Source organism: Paenibacillus cellulosilyticus, assembly GCF_003182255.1.
GTDB lineage: Bacteria > Bacillota > Bacilli > Paenibacillales > Paenibacillaceae > Paenibacillus_T > Paenibacillus_T cellulosilyticus.
In genome coordinates this window covers 1-13,691 of record NZ_QGTQ01000039.1, presented here as the reverse complement: position 1 = coordinate 13,691, position 13,691 = coordinate 1, and the positions used below count along the sequence as shown (strand labels likewise).

The 13,691-nt window shown below is 48.5% G+C and carries 19 protein-coding genes, 1 tRNA gene and 1 rRNA gene; all 21 read right to left on the bottom strand.

What is annotated here, in order from left to right:
- Positions 1 to 24: 24 nt before the first annotated feature.
- Positions 25 to 735 carry a 7-cyano-7-deazaguanine synthase QueC gene (gene queC, locus DFQ01_RS28210; protein WP_110047275.1) on the bottom strand — a complete coding sequence of 237 codons (711 nt, stop codon included), beginning with the start codon at positions 733 to 735 and terminating at the stop codon, positions 25 to 27.
- Between the two features lie 19 nt (positions 736 to 754).
- Complete coding sequence (locus DFQ01_RS28205; protein WP_110047274.1) at positions 755 to 1,471, bottom strand: 7-carboxy-7-deazaguanine synthase QueE; 717 nt, start codon at positions 1,469 to 1,471, stop codon at positions 755 to 757.
- Positions 1,464 to 1,943, bottom strand: coding sequence for a 6-carboxytetrahydropterin synthase QueD (gene queD, locus DFQ01_RS28200; protein ID WP_110047273.1), 480 nt, complete (start codon positions 1,941 to 1,943; stop codon positions 1,464 to 1,466). The genes DFQ01_RS28205 and queD overlap by 8 nt, the downstream gene beginning before the upstream one ends.
- A gap of 108 nt (positions 1,944 to 2,051) precedes the next feature.
- Positions 2,052 to 2,894, bottom strand: a complete 843-nt coding sequence (locus DFQ01_RS28195; protein WP_110047272.1) for a PhzF family phenazine biosynthesis protein — start codon at positions 2,892 to 2,894, stop codon at positions 2,052 to 2,054.
- Positions 2,895 to 2,939: 45 nt separating this feature from the next.
- Positions 2,940 to 3,905, bottom strand: a complete 966-nt coding sequence (locus DFQ01_RS28190; RefSeq protein WP_110047271.1) for a DMT family transporter — start codon at positions 3,903 to 3,905, stop codon at positions 2,940 to 2,942.
- Positions 3,906 to 3,923: 18 nt separating this feature from the next.
- A complete protein-coding gene (locus tag DFQ01_RS28185) occupies positions 3,924 to 4,388 on the bottom strand; it encodes a GyrI-like domain-containing protein (protein ID WP_110047270.1) in 465 nt (154 codons plus the stop codon).
- 251 nt (positions 4,389 to 4,639) lie between these two features.
- The gene (locus tag DFQ01_RS28180) at positions 4,640 to 5,341 is read right to left on the bottom strand and encodes an HAD family hydrolase (RefSeq protein ID WP_110047269.1); all 702 of its coding nucleotides are present in this window, start codon (positions 5,339 to 5,341) and stop codon (positions 4,640 to 4,642) included.
- A gap of 23 nt (positions 5,342 to 5,364) precedes the next feature.
- Positions 5,365 to 5,907: a signal peptidase I gene (lepB, locus tag DFQ01_RS28175; RefSeq protein ID WP_110047268.1), complete on the bottom strand. Its 543-nt coding sequence runs from the start codon at positions 5,905 to 5,907 to the stop codon at positions 5,365 to 5,367.
- A gap of 12 nt (positions 5,908 to 5,919) precedes the next feature.
- The gene (locus DFQ01_RS28170; RefSeq protein WP_146216936.1) at positions 5,920 to 6,891 is read right to left on the bottom strand and encodes a hypothetical protein; all 972 of its coding nucleotides are present in this window, start codon (positions 6,889 to 6,891) and stop codon (positions 5,920 to 5,922) included.
- A 161-nt stretch (positions 6,892 to 7,052) separates the two neighbouring features.
- Positions 7,053 to 7,799, bottom strand: coding sequence for a metallophosphoesterase family protein (locus DFQ01_RS28165; protein ID WP_110047266.1), 747 nt, complete (start codon positions 7,797 to 7,799; stop codon positions 7,053 to 7,055).
- Positions 7,800 to 7,829: 30 nt separating this feature from the next.
- A complete protein-coding gene (locus tag DFQ01_RS28160; RefSeq protein ID WP_110047265.1) occupies positions 7,830 to 8,519 on the bottom strand; it encodes an HAD family hydrolase in 690 nt (229 codons plus the stop codon).
- A gap of 47 nt (positions 8,520 to 8,566) precedes the next feature.
- Positions 8,567 to 8,920, bottom strand: a complete 354-nt coding sequence (locus tag DFQ01_RS28155) for a VOC family protein (protein WP_110047264.1) — start codon at positions 8,918 to 8,920, stop codon at positions 8,567 to 8,569.
- A gap of 56 nt (positions 8,921 to 8,976) precedes the next feature.
- Entirely contained in the window at positions 8,977 to 9,429 is a 453-nt protein-coding gene (locus tag DFQ01_RS28150; protein ID WP_110047263.1) for a GNAT family N-acetyltransferase, read from the bottom strand.
- A 22-nt stretch (positions 9,430 to 9,451) separates the two neighbouring features.
- Entirely contained in the window at positions 9,452 to 10,021 is a 570-nt protein-coding gene (locus DFQ01_RS28145; protein ID WP_110047262.1) for a nucleotidyltransferase family protein, read from the bottom strand.
- Positions 10,022 to 10,024: 3 nt separating this feature from the next.
- Positions 10,025 to 10,693, bottom strand: coding sequence for a hypothetical protein (locus tag DFQ01_RS28140; protein ID WP_110047261.1), 669 nt, complete (start codon positions 10,691 to 10,693; stop codon positions 10,025 to 10,027).
- A gap of 109 nt (positions 10,694 to 10,802) precedes the next feature.
- A complete protein-coding gene (locus tag DFQ01_RS28135; RefSeq protein WP_245946913.1) occupies positions 10,803 to 11,612 on the bottom strand; it encodes a helix-turn-helix domain-containing protein in 810 nt (269 codons plus the stop codon).
- A complete protein-coding gene (locus DFQ01_RS28130) occupies positions 11,612 to 12,235 on the bottom strand; it encodes a polysaccharide deacetylase family protein (RefSeq protein ID WP_110047260.1) in 624 nt (207 codons plus the stop codon). The genes DFQ01_RS28135 and DFQ01_RS28130 overlap by 1 nt, the downstream gene beginning before the upstream one ends.
- Before the next feature lie 116 nt (positions 12,236 to 12,351).
- Positions 12,352 to 12,606, bottom strand: a complete 255-nt coding sequence (locus DFQ01_RS28125) for a hypothetical protein (RefSeq protein WP_110047259.1) — start codon at positions 12,604 to 12,606, stop codon at positions 12,352 to 12,354.
- Positions 12,607 to 12,727: 121 nt separating this feature from the next.
- Entirely contained in the window at positions 12,728 to 13,147 is a 420-nt protein-coding gene (locus DFQ01_RS28120) for an HIT family protein (RefSeq protein WP_110047258.1), read from the bottom strand.
- A gap of 147 nt (positions 13,148 to 13,294) precedes the next feature.
- Positions 13,295 to 13,370: transfer RNA gene (locus DFQ01_RS28115), tRNA-Thr, on the bottom strand.
- 227 nt (positions 13,371 to 13,597) lie between these two features.
- Positions 13,598 to 13,691: ribosomal RNA gene (locus DFQ01_RS28110) — 23S ribosomal RNA — on the bottom strand; the annotation flags it as partial.

Here is a 13,691-nt window from a genome sequence, read left to right as displayed (position 1 = left end):
CCATTTTTTGTTACATCGATTCCATTAAATCGCATAAGGGATCGGGTCCTTATGACCCGCTTCCTTGAAACCCTTCAGGCGAAGCATGCAGCTATCGCATTCGCCACACGCTTCCTCTTTTCCGTTGTAGCAGCTCGTCGTCAGCTCATACGGTACACCCATCCGCATGCCTTCACGTACGATATCCGCCTTGCTCAGCGAGATAAGCGGCGTTTCAATTGTAATCGGCTTGCCTTCAACGCCGACCTTCGTCGCGAGTGCCATTGCTTCTTGTACCTTTGCAATGAAGTCAGGACGACAGTCTGGGTAACCGCTGTAATCAAGTGCATTTACACCAATGTAGATTGCTTCCGCGCCAACGGCTTCGGCGAACGACGTCGCAATCGCCAAGAACATGAAGTTCCGGCCTGGCACATAAGTGACAGGGATATCATTGCCCGCTTCTTCCGCATCCTTCTGTTCAATGCCAGTAGCTGTCGGAACCGCGATCGAGTCATCTGTCAGTGCATTGCCGCCAATCCCCCGCAAGAAATCAAGCTTTATGACTTTGTACCGATCACTAACGCTGTAGAAGTCAGCAACCTGCTGCGACTTCTCCAATTCGATCCGATGGCGTTGACCATAATCGAATGTAATAGGATACAGCTCATATCCTGCTTCCTTAGCAAAACCCATACAGGTCGTGCTGTCCAAGCCGCCGCTTAGTATAATGACTGCTTTCTTCGTTTCACTCATGACGACTCTCGTCCTCTCTTTAAACCCCGCGCTTCGCTGGGTCCCAAATGATTTTGTGCAGCTGCATATTCAGCTTAACGTTCGACAGACCGGCTTCAAGCATGCGTTCCACCAGCTTTGCCGGCGGCATGCTCTCCCATACCGGGCTGAACATCGGCAATGCCTTCGTCGGATATCGCTTCAGCGTCTCCACGGCGAAATCGAAATCTCGATCCGTTGCAATAACGAACTTCACTTCATCCTGCGAACGAAGCAGCGCAAAATTGTCCGAATCCATACGTTCATTCTCGCCCGAATCCGGCAGCTTATAATCCATCACATATCGTACATTGCTTGCTTGTACCTTCTCAAGGAACGGAGCAAGTCCAATGGCGCCGTTCGTCTCTACGTGCACATCGACAATGCCTTCAATATCGGCAAGCGCCTGAAGAAGTCGAGCTGACTTATCTCCGTACAGAAGTGGCTCCCCGCCCGTGAAGCAGATATGCTTCGACTTATAAGAACGTACCTGCTCAACGATTTCACGAATCGAGAGTGTAAACTCCGATTTGGCTGGCGGATAGCTGTAGGTCGTATCGCACCAGGTGCAGCGCAGGTTGCAGCCGAACAAACGCACAAAAACGGTCGGAAACCCGGCACGCGTGCCTTCGCCTTCGACCGTTTCGAATATTTCTACCATTGGAAGTCTTGTATCGAGCGGATCGCGCTCGCTCTGATGCATATCGGAACTACTCATTGTCCGCTGCCTCCATCCATTCACGCGTAATGGCAGCGAAGCTTGTAGGCGTCTCCCACAGCCGCACTTCCTCTACACGCACATTCGGATACAGCCCTTCTTCAACGAGCGCCTCATGCACCTGCTCATACATCCATACGACCATGTTCTCAGCAGTCGTGTTCATGGGTGGCAGTACTTCGTTCAAATATCGATGGTCGAGCGGCTCGATAATTCGAGCCTGCGCAATTCGCTTCATATCCGAGAAGTCGATGCTGATGCCTCGTTCGTCAGGTACACCGGACATCATCAACTGGACTTTATACGTATGCCCGTGCAGATTCATGCACTTACCCTCGTAGTTATGAAGATGATGTGCGCTATCAAACGTAAATTCTTTGGATAGAAGCACTCTTCGCTTATGGTAACGCAGTTGGTGAGATTGAATATCTTCACCAAGCACCTGTACTTTTCTTGGAATCTCGTAATTCATTACAGCACCTCATTGTTCGCAATACGCCTATTATAGCATGGGGGCATGCCCCCTACAATGCGACATGCCCCTAGCTTTAACAAGTAGATTCTAGAACCCGGCTTCGAATTAGGCAAATAAACGGCCAGAGAGTACGGTTATCGCCTGCCCAATGAGCATAACACGATCCCCTTGTACCTTTACAGTCATGCTTCCGCCGCGTGCCGAAGCCTGGTAAGCTCGCAGCTCATCCTTGCGCAATCGCTTCGCCCAATACGGCGCAAGCGCACAATGTGCAGAACCGGTAACGGGATCTTCATCGATTCCTATCGCAGGAAAAAACGCCCGGGATACAAAATCATAGCTGCCCGTCGCATTCGATCGGCTCGTCACAATAACGCCTCGCGTATTCAAGGCTCGAAGCAGCGCCAAATCGGGCTGAAGCCCTCTAACGGTTGCCTCATTATCCGCTTCTACCATAATATCAAGGCGATTGCTGCCCACATATCGAGGGATGAAGCCAAGCGCTTCAATTAGCTCTTCAGGCGGTGACATCGGGCTAACCGGCTCAGATGGAAAGTCCAGTCGAATGCCTCCGCCTTCCCGATATGCTGTAAGACAGCCGCTCTTCGTCTCGAATCGCGCGGCTGTTAGTTCACCAAGACGACCTGTCTCGTATAAAATATGTGCCGCAGCGAGCGTAGCATGACCACAGAGGTCGACCTCAGCCTGCGGTGTAAACCATCTTAATTCATACATTCCGTCTTCCAATGGACGAAGAAACGCTGTCTCTGATAAATTCATCTCAGCCGCTACGCGCTGCATCCAATCTCTTGACGGCTGGACGTCTAGCAAGCACACGGCCGCGGGGTTACCGCTGAAGGGCGTTGCCGTGAATGCATCAACTGTCCAAATCGGCACCGTACTTCCTGGCTGTTGGATTGAAGCGTGTGATTCGCGATTCGAATTCATATTACAATCCCCCTCGAAACAAGCATCTTCTACCCTAATTCAATGCTATCGTACTGGTGCAGATTCTGCAGCAAGCCGCTCCTTATTCATCTTCCCCTTCCGATTGACGAGCACAATGCCGCAGCAAACTGCCATTAGTGAAGCGATAACGGCAAAGCCCACCTCTTCCCGTAGGAAGATAGCGGACATAATGACGCCGAATACCGGTGTAAGGAACAGGAACGATGCGGTAGAGCCAACTGAGTTATATTTCATCACATAATTCCACAGAACGAAACCCGCTGACGAAATGACAGCGGAGTAGAACAGCAGGATAATGGCAGTAGTCGTCCAATGGAACGGTGCGAATCCTTCCACCACACCGCCCACAACAATGAGCGCAAGACCGCCAAGTACCATTTGGTACCCATTCACATACGTAACCGAGAAACGGGAAACTGCCCGCTTCGATAACAGATTGCCATAACCGGCGAACAATGCAGCACCTAGAAGCAAAAGCTCTCCAATTCCAAAAGCTTTATGCCAACCAAGCTCAATGCCCTTAGGAATCGCTAGAAACAGCAGCCCAGCTAATCCAAGCAGCAGTCCACCTGCCTTGCGGCTGTTAATCCGATCGTTTGGATCTGCGAAATGGACGAAGATAATAGAGAAGAACGTAATCGTTCCCGAAATAACAGCGCCAAATACGCCTGAGCTGTGCGATAAGCCCGTGTAGAAGAACATATATTGCAGCACCGTCTGTACAAGTGCGAGTGACAAGATGGCTTTCGATGAGCCTTGTCTGAACTTAAGAGATTCTCTCGTCAAGAGCATAAACAAAAAAATGAGCAATCCGGCAAGCGTGAAACGATAACCGGCGAACAACAGCTGTTCAAACCAATCCGTTCCATCGATACCGAGTTCCTCATAGCTGCTTTTAAGCGTTGGGTAGGCACTCCCCCACAGCAGCGTTGCGCCGACTGAGCCGGCGACAATGCCGAGCGGGTGAGTGAAAAACGATTTTGCATTCATAAAACGATATCAAGACCTTTATTCTTTATTCGAACCTTCGGCTAACGGGATGAGTAAATCTACCGTTACTTCTTCCAAATGCTCGTCGAGGTAAAAAATTTCGAGTGACACAGCGGTGTCCTGCTTATTGAGCTTATGCTCCGTCATCCACGACGTAAGCTGATCGTAGCCCTCTCCGATCCGCTTGTTCGTGCAAGTGACCATCGCATACTTGCGTTCTGGAATCGTAAACTGCACCATGCCCGGTGGTACATGCTTCATATGATTCACTTCATAGCAAGCCCAATAGGTTGCGAACACTTCGTTGCCGAAATAAGGACTGTACAATGCGGAAGATAGTTCCGCCCCGTTCAGTTCATGTCTCCTAGCGAGAAATTCGCCCTGCAAGCGGATCGATTCATCCGGAAACGTCGAATAGGGTCCGCAATAGCTTATTCCAACCAAGTGTATGGCGGGCTTCGAAATGATCGAGCAGTTATCCAAGGCGCACTCCTCCTTGCATTCAGAAATGGTGAACACCGGCGGCTTCGCACTGTAGCCGTGACCTTAGTGTATCATGTTTTACTTGGGCAAGGGTATACGATTGTTTCGACAAAACGCGTATTTACAGCAATTTTGCATAAAGAGCCACGACGACAGGATGCCCTTCCACCTACTCATTATGCAGCAGAAGCATAAAAAAGAGCTATAAACTGGAAGTAAGTTCCGTTATAGCTCTTCATCTTCATTAACGCTTAAGCTAGATTATTTCGTATCTGTACGATTGGCACCTCAGCTTCGATTGCTTCTAGCAGCTGGGTCAGAGACATCTCTGTCATCGAGTTCAGCATGCCGTCATAGCCCACTGTCTCGAACGGGAAAGCACGCGTAACGTCATTCGGTACGACAACACAACGGATACCCGCCTGCTTGGCTGCTTTAAGGCCGTTTAAGGAATCTTCAAACGCGATAGCTTCATGAGTTTCCAGTTGCAGTTCTGCTAAAGCATTCAAATACAGCTCAGGGTCAGGTTTCACATGCTTAACCTTATCTGCCGTCATAACGAGATCGAAATAGCTTAGCAGCTCGAAACGCTGCAAATATGGTTCAATCCATGACCAATGCGAGCTGGATACAATCGCAATTCGCATTCCTGCTGCCTTAGCAGCATCTAAATATTCTCGTACCCCTGGCCGAAGCGTGATTTCATTCATTCTAGACTTGTAGATGTCATTCACCATCTGCTGAAGCTCGCTCCGAGACCGGTCAACGCCACGAGTGATTAACTCTTCATAAGGGTCAAAGGAAGCGAATGTCGTTCCGATACAACGGGCATACTGCTCAAGTGCCAGTTCATGTCCGTGCTCGCGGTAAAGCTTGGCGAAAGCCTCATACCAAGGCGTCTCCGTATCGATCGTCAATCCGTCGAAATCGAACAATACTGCGCGAACCGTCATTTCATTCCCTCCTTTTCGATCTATTATAGCGAACCAAATTTGTTCAGCGGCCATACCCGGAACAGAATGCGGCCATCAATATCCGAGTAGCTGACAGCGCCGAATACTCGGCTGTCCTCGCTATTCTCCCGATTGTCGCCAAGAACGAAAACAGAATGATCAGGGACAACATATGGCGTCTTGAAGTTGTTCGAGTAGGTCAGGCCTTTCGTATAGGACTCGTCCAGCTTCTCATCATTGATATAAACCGCGCCGTCACGGAAATCAATCGTCTCGCCAGGCAGTGCAATGACACGTTTCACAAGGTTGCGATTCTCCGCCTTGCTATCAATGATAACAACCTCTCCACGTTTTGGCGTTGTAAGATGATACGATATTTTATCCTCGAACAGGCGCTGGCCTTCAACCAATGTATTCTGCATCGAGATATTAAATACTTGCACCTGTGCAAAAGCGTAATTCTGTATGAGCAGTGAGAGGACGACCGCAATAGCTACGGCTGTAAACCATTCACGAAGTTCCCTCGTCCATTTTTTGGGTCGTTTGACCACAGTTTCATTATCCATTACTACACTCTCCTAACTTATCTCATGAACAACAGGCGCAGCAGCCCGCTTAGCCTGATCGATAAGCCACTCGACCTGACGGAGCAAATCCGACAGCTGATCGGACGAGTAAGCTCTAATACCAAGCCGATCCAGCGCATGCTGTGCGGTTAACGGCGCATTGTGATAATGCTCGTCAAAACGCCAGCAACCGCCTTCTGTTGCTATGTAGCACATTAGCGCTTGTTTGCGAAGCAACCAATGGATATGCACTTCACGGCCATGAACGACCATTCGCTCTACCTTACGAGCGATCTGCATGTCCACAATCGGCTCAAGCATATAAGACGAACCTTTCAGCTCACGCAAGTATTGCCGATACCGAGCTAGTGACATAAGTGAACCATCAATCGTCGAACCTTTCTCGTCCATACAAATAGCTCGGAAAGCATCATAGATCGCTGGTTCCTCTTCCTGAATGATCGGGAGCAATCGTCCATTCGAACAGCTGCCATGTCTCATCCAGGCAACACTATGAGCTGCGGTCAGCCAGGCTGTCTGAACAGCGATCGATGCGCCAACAAGATCATCTGTATGAAGGCAGCTGTCCAAGCACTGCAAATAATGCTCCACCTTTTCCTTCGCCTGCTTAAGCATTCGATTGCGGCCTTCGTTACTATTGAAATATTCGAGTACAGCAGGCTTGAGCGCTTTGAATACGCCATGCGGATCATACACGATGCGCGCTTCGCTGAGGAAACGGTTATCCCACGGTTTAGCCCGCATCATGCTGCTGCCTTCCCAAGATTGAATGTTCAATTGAATCGTATTGTCTTCGTAAAGCACATTCTTCCGAATGGAGACGGGTTCTACCGAAGCGACAACGATATACAGATTTAAATCACTGTAGACATCAGCATCTCCTCTGCCGACAGAACCGCCTGCATACGCGAAAACCCAATTCGGTTGTTTATTTGAAGCGATATACTGTTTTGCAGTATTCATTAACCGCTCCGTATAATTCATGACGATAATCCGCCCTTCCAATCCACAGTGTCAACAACAAAAATGAACAGGTATAAATACCCAGTTATTTAAGTCTAATCGATCAAGTGGGCGGAGACGGATAAATTTTTGCTAAAGTTTTCTGAGAGCGCTTTAATCTTCTAACTTTTATGCCGATTAGCTGGAACGTTCCATACCGCATAACCGCTGCTTGTAATCTCTATTCCATTCAATTGCTGACCGTATGCGCAGCCGCCGTCGATTCCGATTTTATCATGACTGAACCAAACAGATGACCTGCCATGCAATTCAACCGTTCTCGTATGACCAAACACGACCTTCTGTGGAAGTCCCGTCGAATTACGCCAGAAAGGCTCCTTCACATACATAAATTCATGCTCTGGCTGCTTCCGCCAATTGTGGCTATAATCGGGATGGATACCTGCATGAACGAATAGATGTCGCTCATCCTCTACGTATAGAGGCAGCTCCTTCAGAAATGCAACATGGTCAGCATAATTGCTATTTAACCGTTCGCGCAGCTTTTGCAGCTTGCGAAGGCTTGCGTCGCTGCCAACGATCCAATCCGATAATAAAATCGTTTCGCCCAAATAACTAGCCGCTGTCGTCATTCCGCCATGCGTCATGAACTTATGCATCGTATGCTCATCGCCGTCTACTGCAAGATCAATAAGCCGCTGATCATGGTTACCTCGAAGCGCAATCGCTCCCTCTCGAACGAGTTCCATCACTCGCTCGACTGTACCACAGGAATTCGGTCCCCGATCGACATAGTCACCAAGCAGAATGAGTCTATCTCGGCCTGGTGTGTACTTCATTCGAATCAATAGTTCGTTCAGCTCACTGACACATCCATGAATGTCACTGATCGCAATCGTACGCTGCACCTGGCATTCCTCCTCTGCGAGCCGGACCATTCACGCTCGATTAGAAATTCCTTTGCCTACAACTTCGCCACTAGAAGCTTCTAACAGCCAAGCCTCCAACGCCTGTACAGTATCGACGATGACGGTAGGATTGCAAGCAGACAACTCTTCAACAGAGCCATAGCCGTAAGTAACGCCGATCGATGCGATCTGATTATTCGTCGCACCGATAAGATCATGCTTACGATCACCGATCATGATTGCATCCGCTGTGCTTATCCCTTGCTCCCGAAGCACATGGGCAATAATTTCGGATTTATCTGAACGTGCACCATCCAAGAAGCTGCCAGTAACGGAATGGAAACATTCCATGATATCGAAATGAATCAGTATTCGCTCCGCGAACACTGTCGGTTTAGACGTTGCAACATGAAGCTTGCAGCCAGCGTGGATCAGCGTCTCCAGCGTCTCTTTCATCGCGGGGTACAGTTCATTTTCAAAAATACCATGCTCGCTAAAGTACTCCCGATAATAACGAATCGCCTGCTCAACCTGTTCCTCGGCGAAGCCATATCTCTCACGGAATGAGACTTGAAGCGGCGGCCCGATAAACCATTTCAATGCATCGCATTCCTCCTCGATACCGAACTTATGCAGTGCATATTGAACCGATTTCGTGATGCCGACACCTGGATCGGTTAGTGTGCCATCCAAGTCGAATAGAATATGATTGTAACGCATTCTAAGAACCTCTTCCTTAATGTGAGATAAAAGATTTCAATATCGTACTAGAATTGAGATACCATCAGCGCATTGCCTTCGCAATCACGGAAACCAAACGACTGCTGATCGCCGTAAGACTGGATAGGTTCAACCTTGACGCCTCTTCGTTTCAATACACCATGAATATACGCAATGTTGTCCGTACTGAACGTAAACGCGGCTCTGCCATAGGGAACGCAATGATCATCTCGGAACAGATGCATGACGTAGCTGCCATCAATCGTAAGCTCTGCGAAATCATTCTCTTCAAACGCGCCAAGCTCAAAACCGAGCTTGCTGCAATACCATTCGCTTGCTTCCTTCAACTGTTTCACATACACCATTACCCCGATAATATTGCTTTCCACCAATGCAGGCATCGTCTTCTTCGCTCCTTAGGAATTTGTGTACGTAGTCGATAATGTAAGCCGAGTTGCTAGTCCAGCTTGACGATAAAGCCAGTCTTCACACCCTTGGTGAACCCGGCGCCTTCATAAAATTGATGCACTTCGTCACTCTTCGAGCTAGTCATGAGCATGACCTTATAGCACCCCTGTTCGCGCGCTGATTCGATTACTTGCCGGAGTACGGCATGACCATAGCCGCGTCGGCGCTGGTCCGCACGTGTGACGACATTTTCGATTAGCGCATAGGGTCTTCCGCCTCGGGTCAAATTATCGACAATAACGAGCGTACATGAAGCCGCAAGCGATCCCTCTGATTCCATTACCCAGATCTCCATGCCTGGATTCGCAAGCATTCTGGCCCACTGCTGTTGTAGACGTTCGCCCCGCTCCAACGGATCGTCCTGCTTGTGCAAATCCTTATATAATAGAAGCAAATCTTCTAATTCATGTGCTTGTATGGTTCGTATGATAGGCTCCGTCACCGTATTGGACCTCCTTGGGTCATCAATCCTCAATCACTTGAAGCTTCGGCCAATGCTGGTGCCATTGCTTGGCACGCATACGCTGCAAATAATAGGTGCGATTCTCGAATCGTGGGCTTCGTCGCAGCACGACGTTGAACAAATCCGCAAGTCCATATGGAGCAGCAATATGCAGTTTGTCCGCCTCATCCAGTCTAACACCGACGGCAGTTGCCGTCTCCGGCCACAAGCTCATCGCATCCGCTGCAGATTCATACGGCGCATCGCCATTGCGGATATGCATGCGCGCTTGGTTTTTGACCGACCACTTCGGATTGCCTGTCTTCTGCTTCAATTGCTCTTCCAGCTCCTTCTCCTTCGCCTCGGAGCAATCGGAAGGTTCATAATAGATGACGTCGATATCATCGTGTCGATCACCAGGTTCATAGCCATGTAGCTCGTCCCATACGATGCTTCGGATATAACCAGCAGCAATATACCAATCAGGAAGTCCTAGTGTCTGTACTAGCCTCAGATCGCGCATGATACCCGGATGACATTCTATGCATTGACGAAGCCGAATCTCCAAAGATGACTCTAATGCAGGGTGCATCGATTACCTCCAAGAACGAATTTTGTACAAAAGCCATGTTCGACCGACTGACTCACTAGCGAGATGTGTACCCACCTTATCTAGAAATGGAAAGTCGTTCGGTCCAACCGGAAGCCTCGCAATCGGCTCGATCGGCTGTTCATTCGTCCATTCATCGAAGTATACACCTCCGACTCCGCCTGATGATTTGAATTGGTCATTTTGCAGGATATAGACCACGCCGTTCGTCCATGGATCATTCTGCATCGTCGCCTTCGTCAGCGAATAGAAATGAAACGCCTTCCCTCCGCTTCCGGCGGATACGGCTCCGTTACGGAAGTTGCCGATCAGCGCTGCTCGCCGGAACACTGCGTAGAATATAGACCAGATGGGATCCTTCGTACCGAATACGGCAGTTACGAGTTGATTGTTGAACAACGTCTGTCTGCGAGGCTCGAATTGCTCAATCTCCGTATTGTTGGATCCGTGTAAAATAACGCCACGTGTCTGCGCTAAATAAGCGAGGAACTTGTACTTTGGAGTGCTGAGCTCATATTGAATCGTTCGATCCGGTCTCGCGCAGCCTTCCTCATAAATGCGATCAAACAAGCTCCGCTCCTCTTCTGTCAGTTGGCTAGCAGGCGCAGGGTGGAACAATGTACGAAGCACAACCGAAACCAACCAATTGCCCATCTTTTCATTGACGCTCCTTCCTGTCCGAATGAACCGTGAAATGATATTAATCTATATTAATATAATCTTCCATTTTTTGAAACAAAAAACCGACCTGCAGCGGCCGGTTCTACAATTGAGATTCATATTTGCTAGGACTCACACCATAATGACGTCGGAACAGCTCCGCAAAATGATTATAGTTGTTAAACCCCACATCAAGTGCTGCCTCTGTCGCATTGCGTCCTGAGTGTTTAAGCAGTAGCGCCGCCTGTTCGATCCGCATGCGATTCAGATGCTCAATCATCGTTGTGCCTGTCTGCTCTTTGAACAAGTGCGATAGGCGGGAAGCTGACAAGCTGACTGCTGCCGCAACCTCCTCAATACGCAGCGGCTCCTTCATATGGCTGGACAAGTGCTGCAGCGTCTGTTCAATACGAGGGTCGAGCACACGATCTGTTCGTCTTGCAATGAGCAGAATGATCTCCTGAAGCGCGTTGCTGCACAGCTGCTCCCAGTAGCTGCTTCGCTCCCTGGAATCGTGCAGCATGCTGCGAAACGCTTGATACACACGCTCGCGAAGCTCCCCTTCTGGGAGAGCATGAACAAGCACTTCATCCTGCGGCAAATAGCTGAATTCCGGAATACGGTAGCAATGCACCCACATGAAATTCCAAGTTTCACCGGACATTGTTCCGTACGTATGCGGAACGCCTGCTCGAAGCAAGGCTATGGTACCCTCGCCAACTCTTTTCTCACCAGCAGGCGTTTGGAAGTAGCCTTCGCCACCAAGCGTATAGGCCAGCAGCCAATCATTCATCCCTGCAGGCCTTGCCGTTTGATAATGGTCTTTCTCGTTGAAGTGACCGCCAAAAATCGGACCTTTCGGTGTATGCGAGTAGCTTTCCGGGCGGTCAAACTGATTCATTGACGATCGCATTACGCTTCACATGCCGACATTTGCAGCAGTTCGCTAACCGTAACCAATTGATAGCCTCGTACCGTCGCCATATGAATGAGCTGCCTAACAGCCTCTACCGTCTGTGAGCGGTCGCTTCCTCCATCGTGGAAAATAATAATATTGCCTGCACAGAGATGGTCCTGTGATTCCGTAACGATATGCTCGACGCCAGGATCGCTCCAATCATTCGAATTCAAATTCATTGCGCCGATCGACGGGTATCCGAAGTGTTCAGCAATTGTCTTATCGACATCCTCGTTATGTGCTAGATACGGTGGCCGGAATGTGCGAACGACAGCACCTGTTTCCTGCTTAATGATCTGATCCGTATGCTTCAGCTCGCTAATAATCTCTTCCGTGCTTCGCTCTGTCAGATTCGGATGCGTGTATGTATGATTGCCCAGCTCATGCCCTTCAGCAAGCACCATTCGAGCGATATCCGGATTCGCTTCCACCTGACTGCCAATCATATAAAATGTCGCATGTCCACCAACTTCACGGAACAGCGACAAAATTTGCGGGGTATAGATGGGATCAGGTCCATCATCAAAAGTGAATGCGATTACATTTTGTTTCGTTGCAGCACGATCTACGAGCCTCATTAGTCGTTCACTCCTTTAAGCAGCTTGTATTCTGTATTAACTTTGACTCTAGTATACAGCATATAGGAGATGGGAAACAGAAAGAAACCAGTCACAGTCGGACTGGTTTCGGTTATTTATTTGGAGCTATTGAATTGAAGATCAAAGGTTTTCCGATGCTTCCGACGATAAGCAAGCTGACTTGTAGGAATTGCCGCATCAATCTTGCTCGCATCCGCGTTCGAGCACTTCTTGCACACCTTGATCTGTGTGCGATCGGATTTAGTTTTTGCATACAACAGCTTCACTCTCGTTGCATGGCATACCGGACAAATCCCTCTGGATCTGCTCTCCATCTTCCAAATGGACCGACCACGATTCGACTTCGCCATTCCCGCCTACCACCTTATATTAGAGAATTGTTAATGCATCTCTTCTATAAGTATGTACAGGCTGTTTGGATTATGATAGATGACCTGAACATGCAGCAACCGATGTGACTGCCGCATCTCATTAATTTACGAGATGAAGGGCCTTTACAATTTTCTCTTTCGTCTGATTCAAACGCAGCTCAGCACCATGCGGATGAAGTGGTTCACTCCAATGATATCCATCACCCTCATACCTTGGTATAAGATGCATGTGATAATGGGATAGATCATTAAATCGACCGCCATTTTGACAGATGGTAATGCCATCCGGTTTAAACAATCTTTTTAATACTATCGATAGTTTCTTCGATGCATCCATTACTGCATATGCAGTCTCGTCATCCATTTCTTCTACATCCAAATAATGTTTCTTAGGCAGTATAAGGGTGTGACCTTCATTAAATGGCGCAATATCGAGTACGCAGGTAATAAACTCATTGTCATATAAAATGTTCAAATCGGGTTCCATTCCGTTCGCAATTCTACATCCCAAACACTCCATTAACACCATCACTCCAGCATCTGTCATTCAATTCAATCTAACCGAACGATTTCAACCGACAAATCATCGACTTATCAAATAATCTATTAAACAAAAAATCCCGATTCAAGACATGAAGTCTCAAAACGGGATGTTCGTTGTTAGAAATGGTGCCGGCGATAGGAGTCGAACCCACGACCTACTGATTACAAGTCAGTTGCTCTACCAACTGAGCTACACCGGCATAGACGACCAATGATCACGAAGAATCTCAAGAGGCTTACTCGACTTCGAATCTTGAACCGGCTCTCGAAGTCCGCTACTCATGTAGGGTTTGCCTACATTCCGTCGCTCCTTCTTCGATCCAATTCAACCTTCTCGGTGCTGATTGGTCTCTTTTTTGGTCTAAATTGAAGGTTACACCTTCAAAACTGGATGCGAATGTTGAATCCTTAGCTTAGGTAATGCTTTTAGGATAAGCCCTCGACCTATTAGTACTCGTCAGCTGCACGCATTGCTGCGCTTCCACCCCGAGCCTATCAACCTGGTCGTCTTCCAGGGGTCT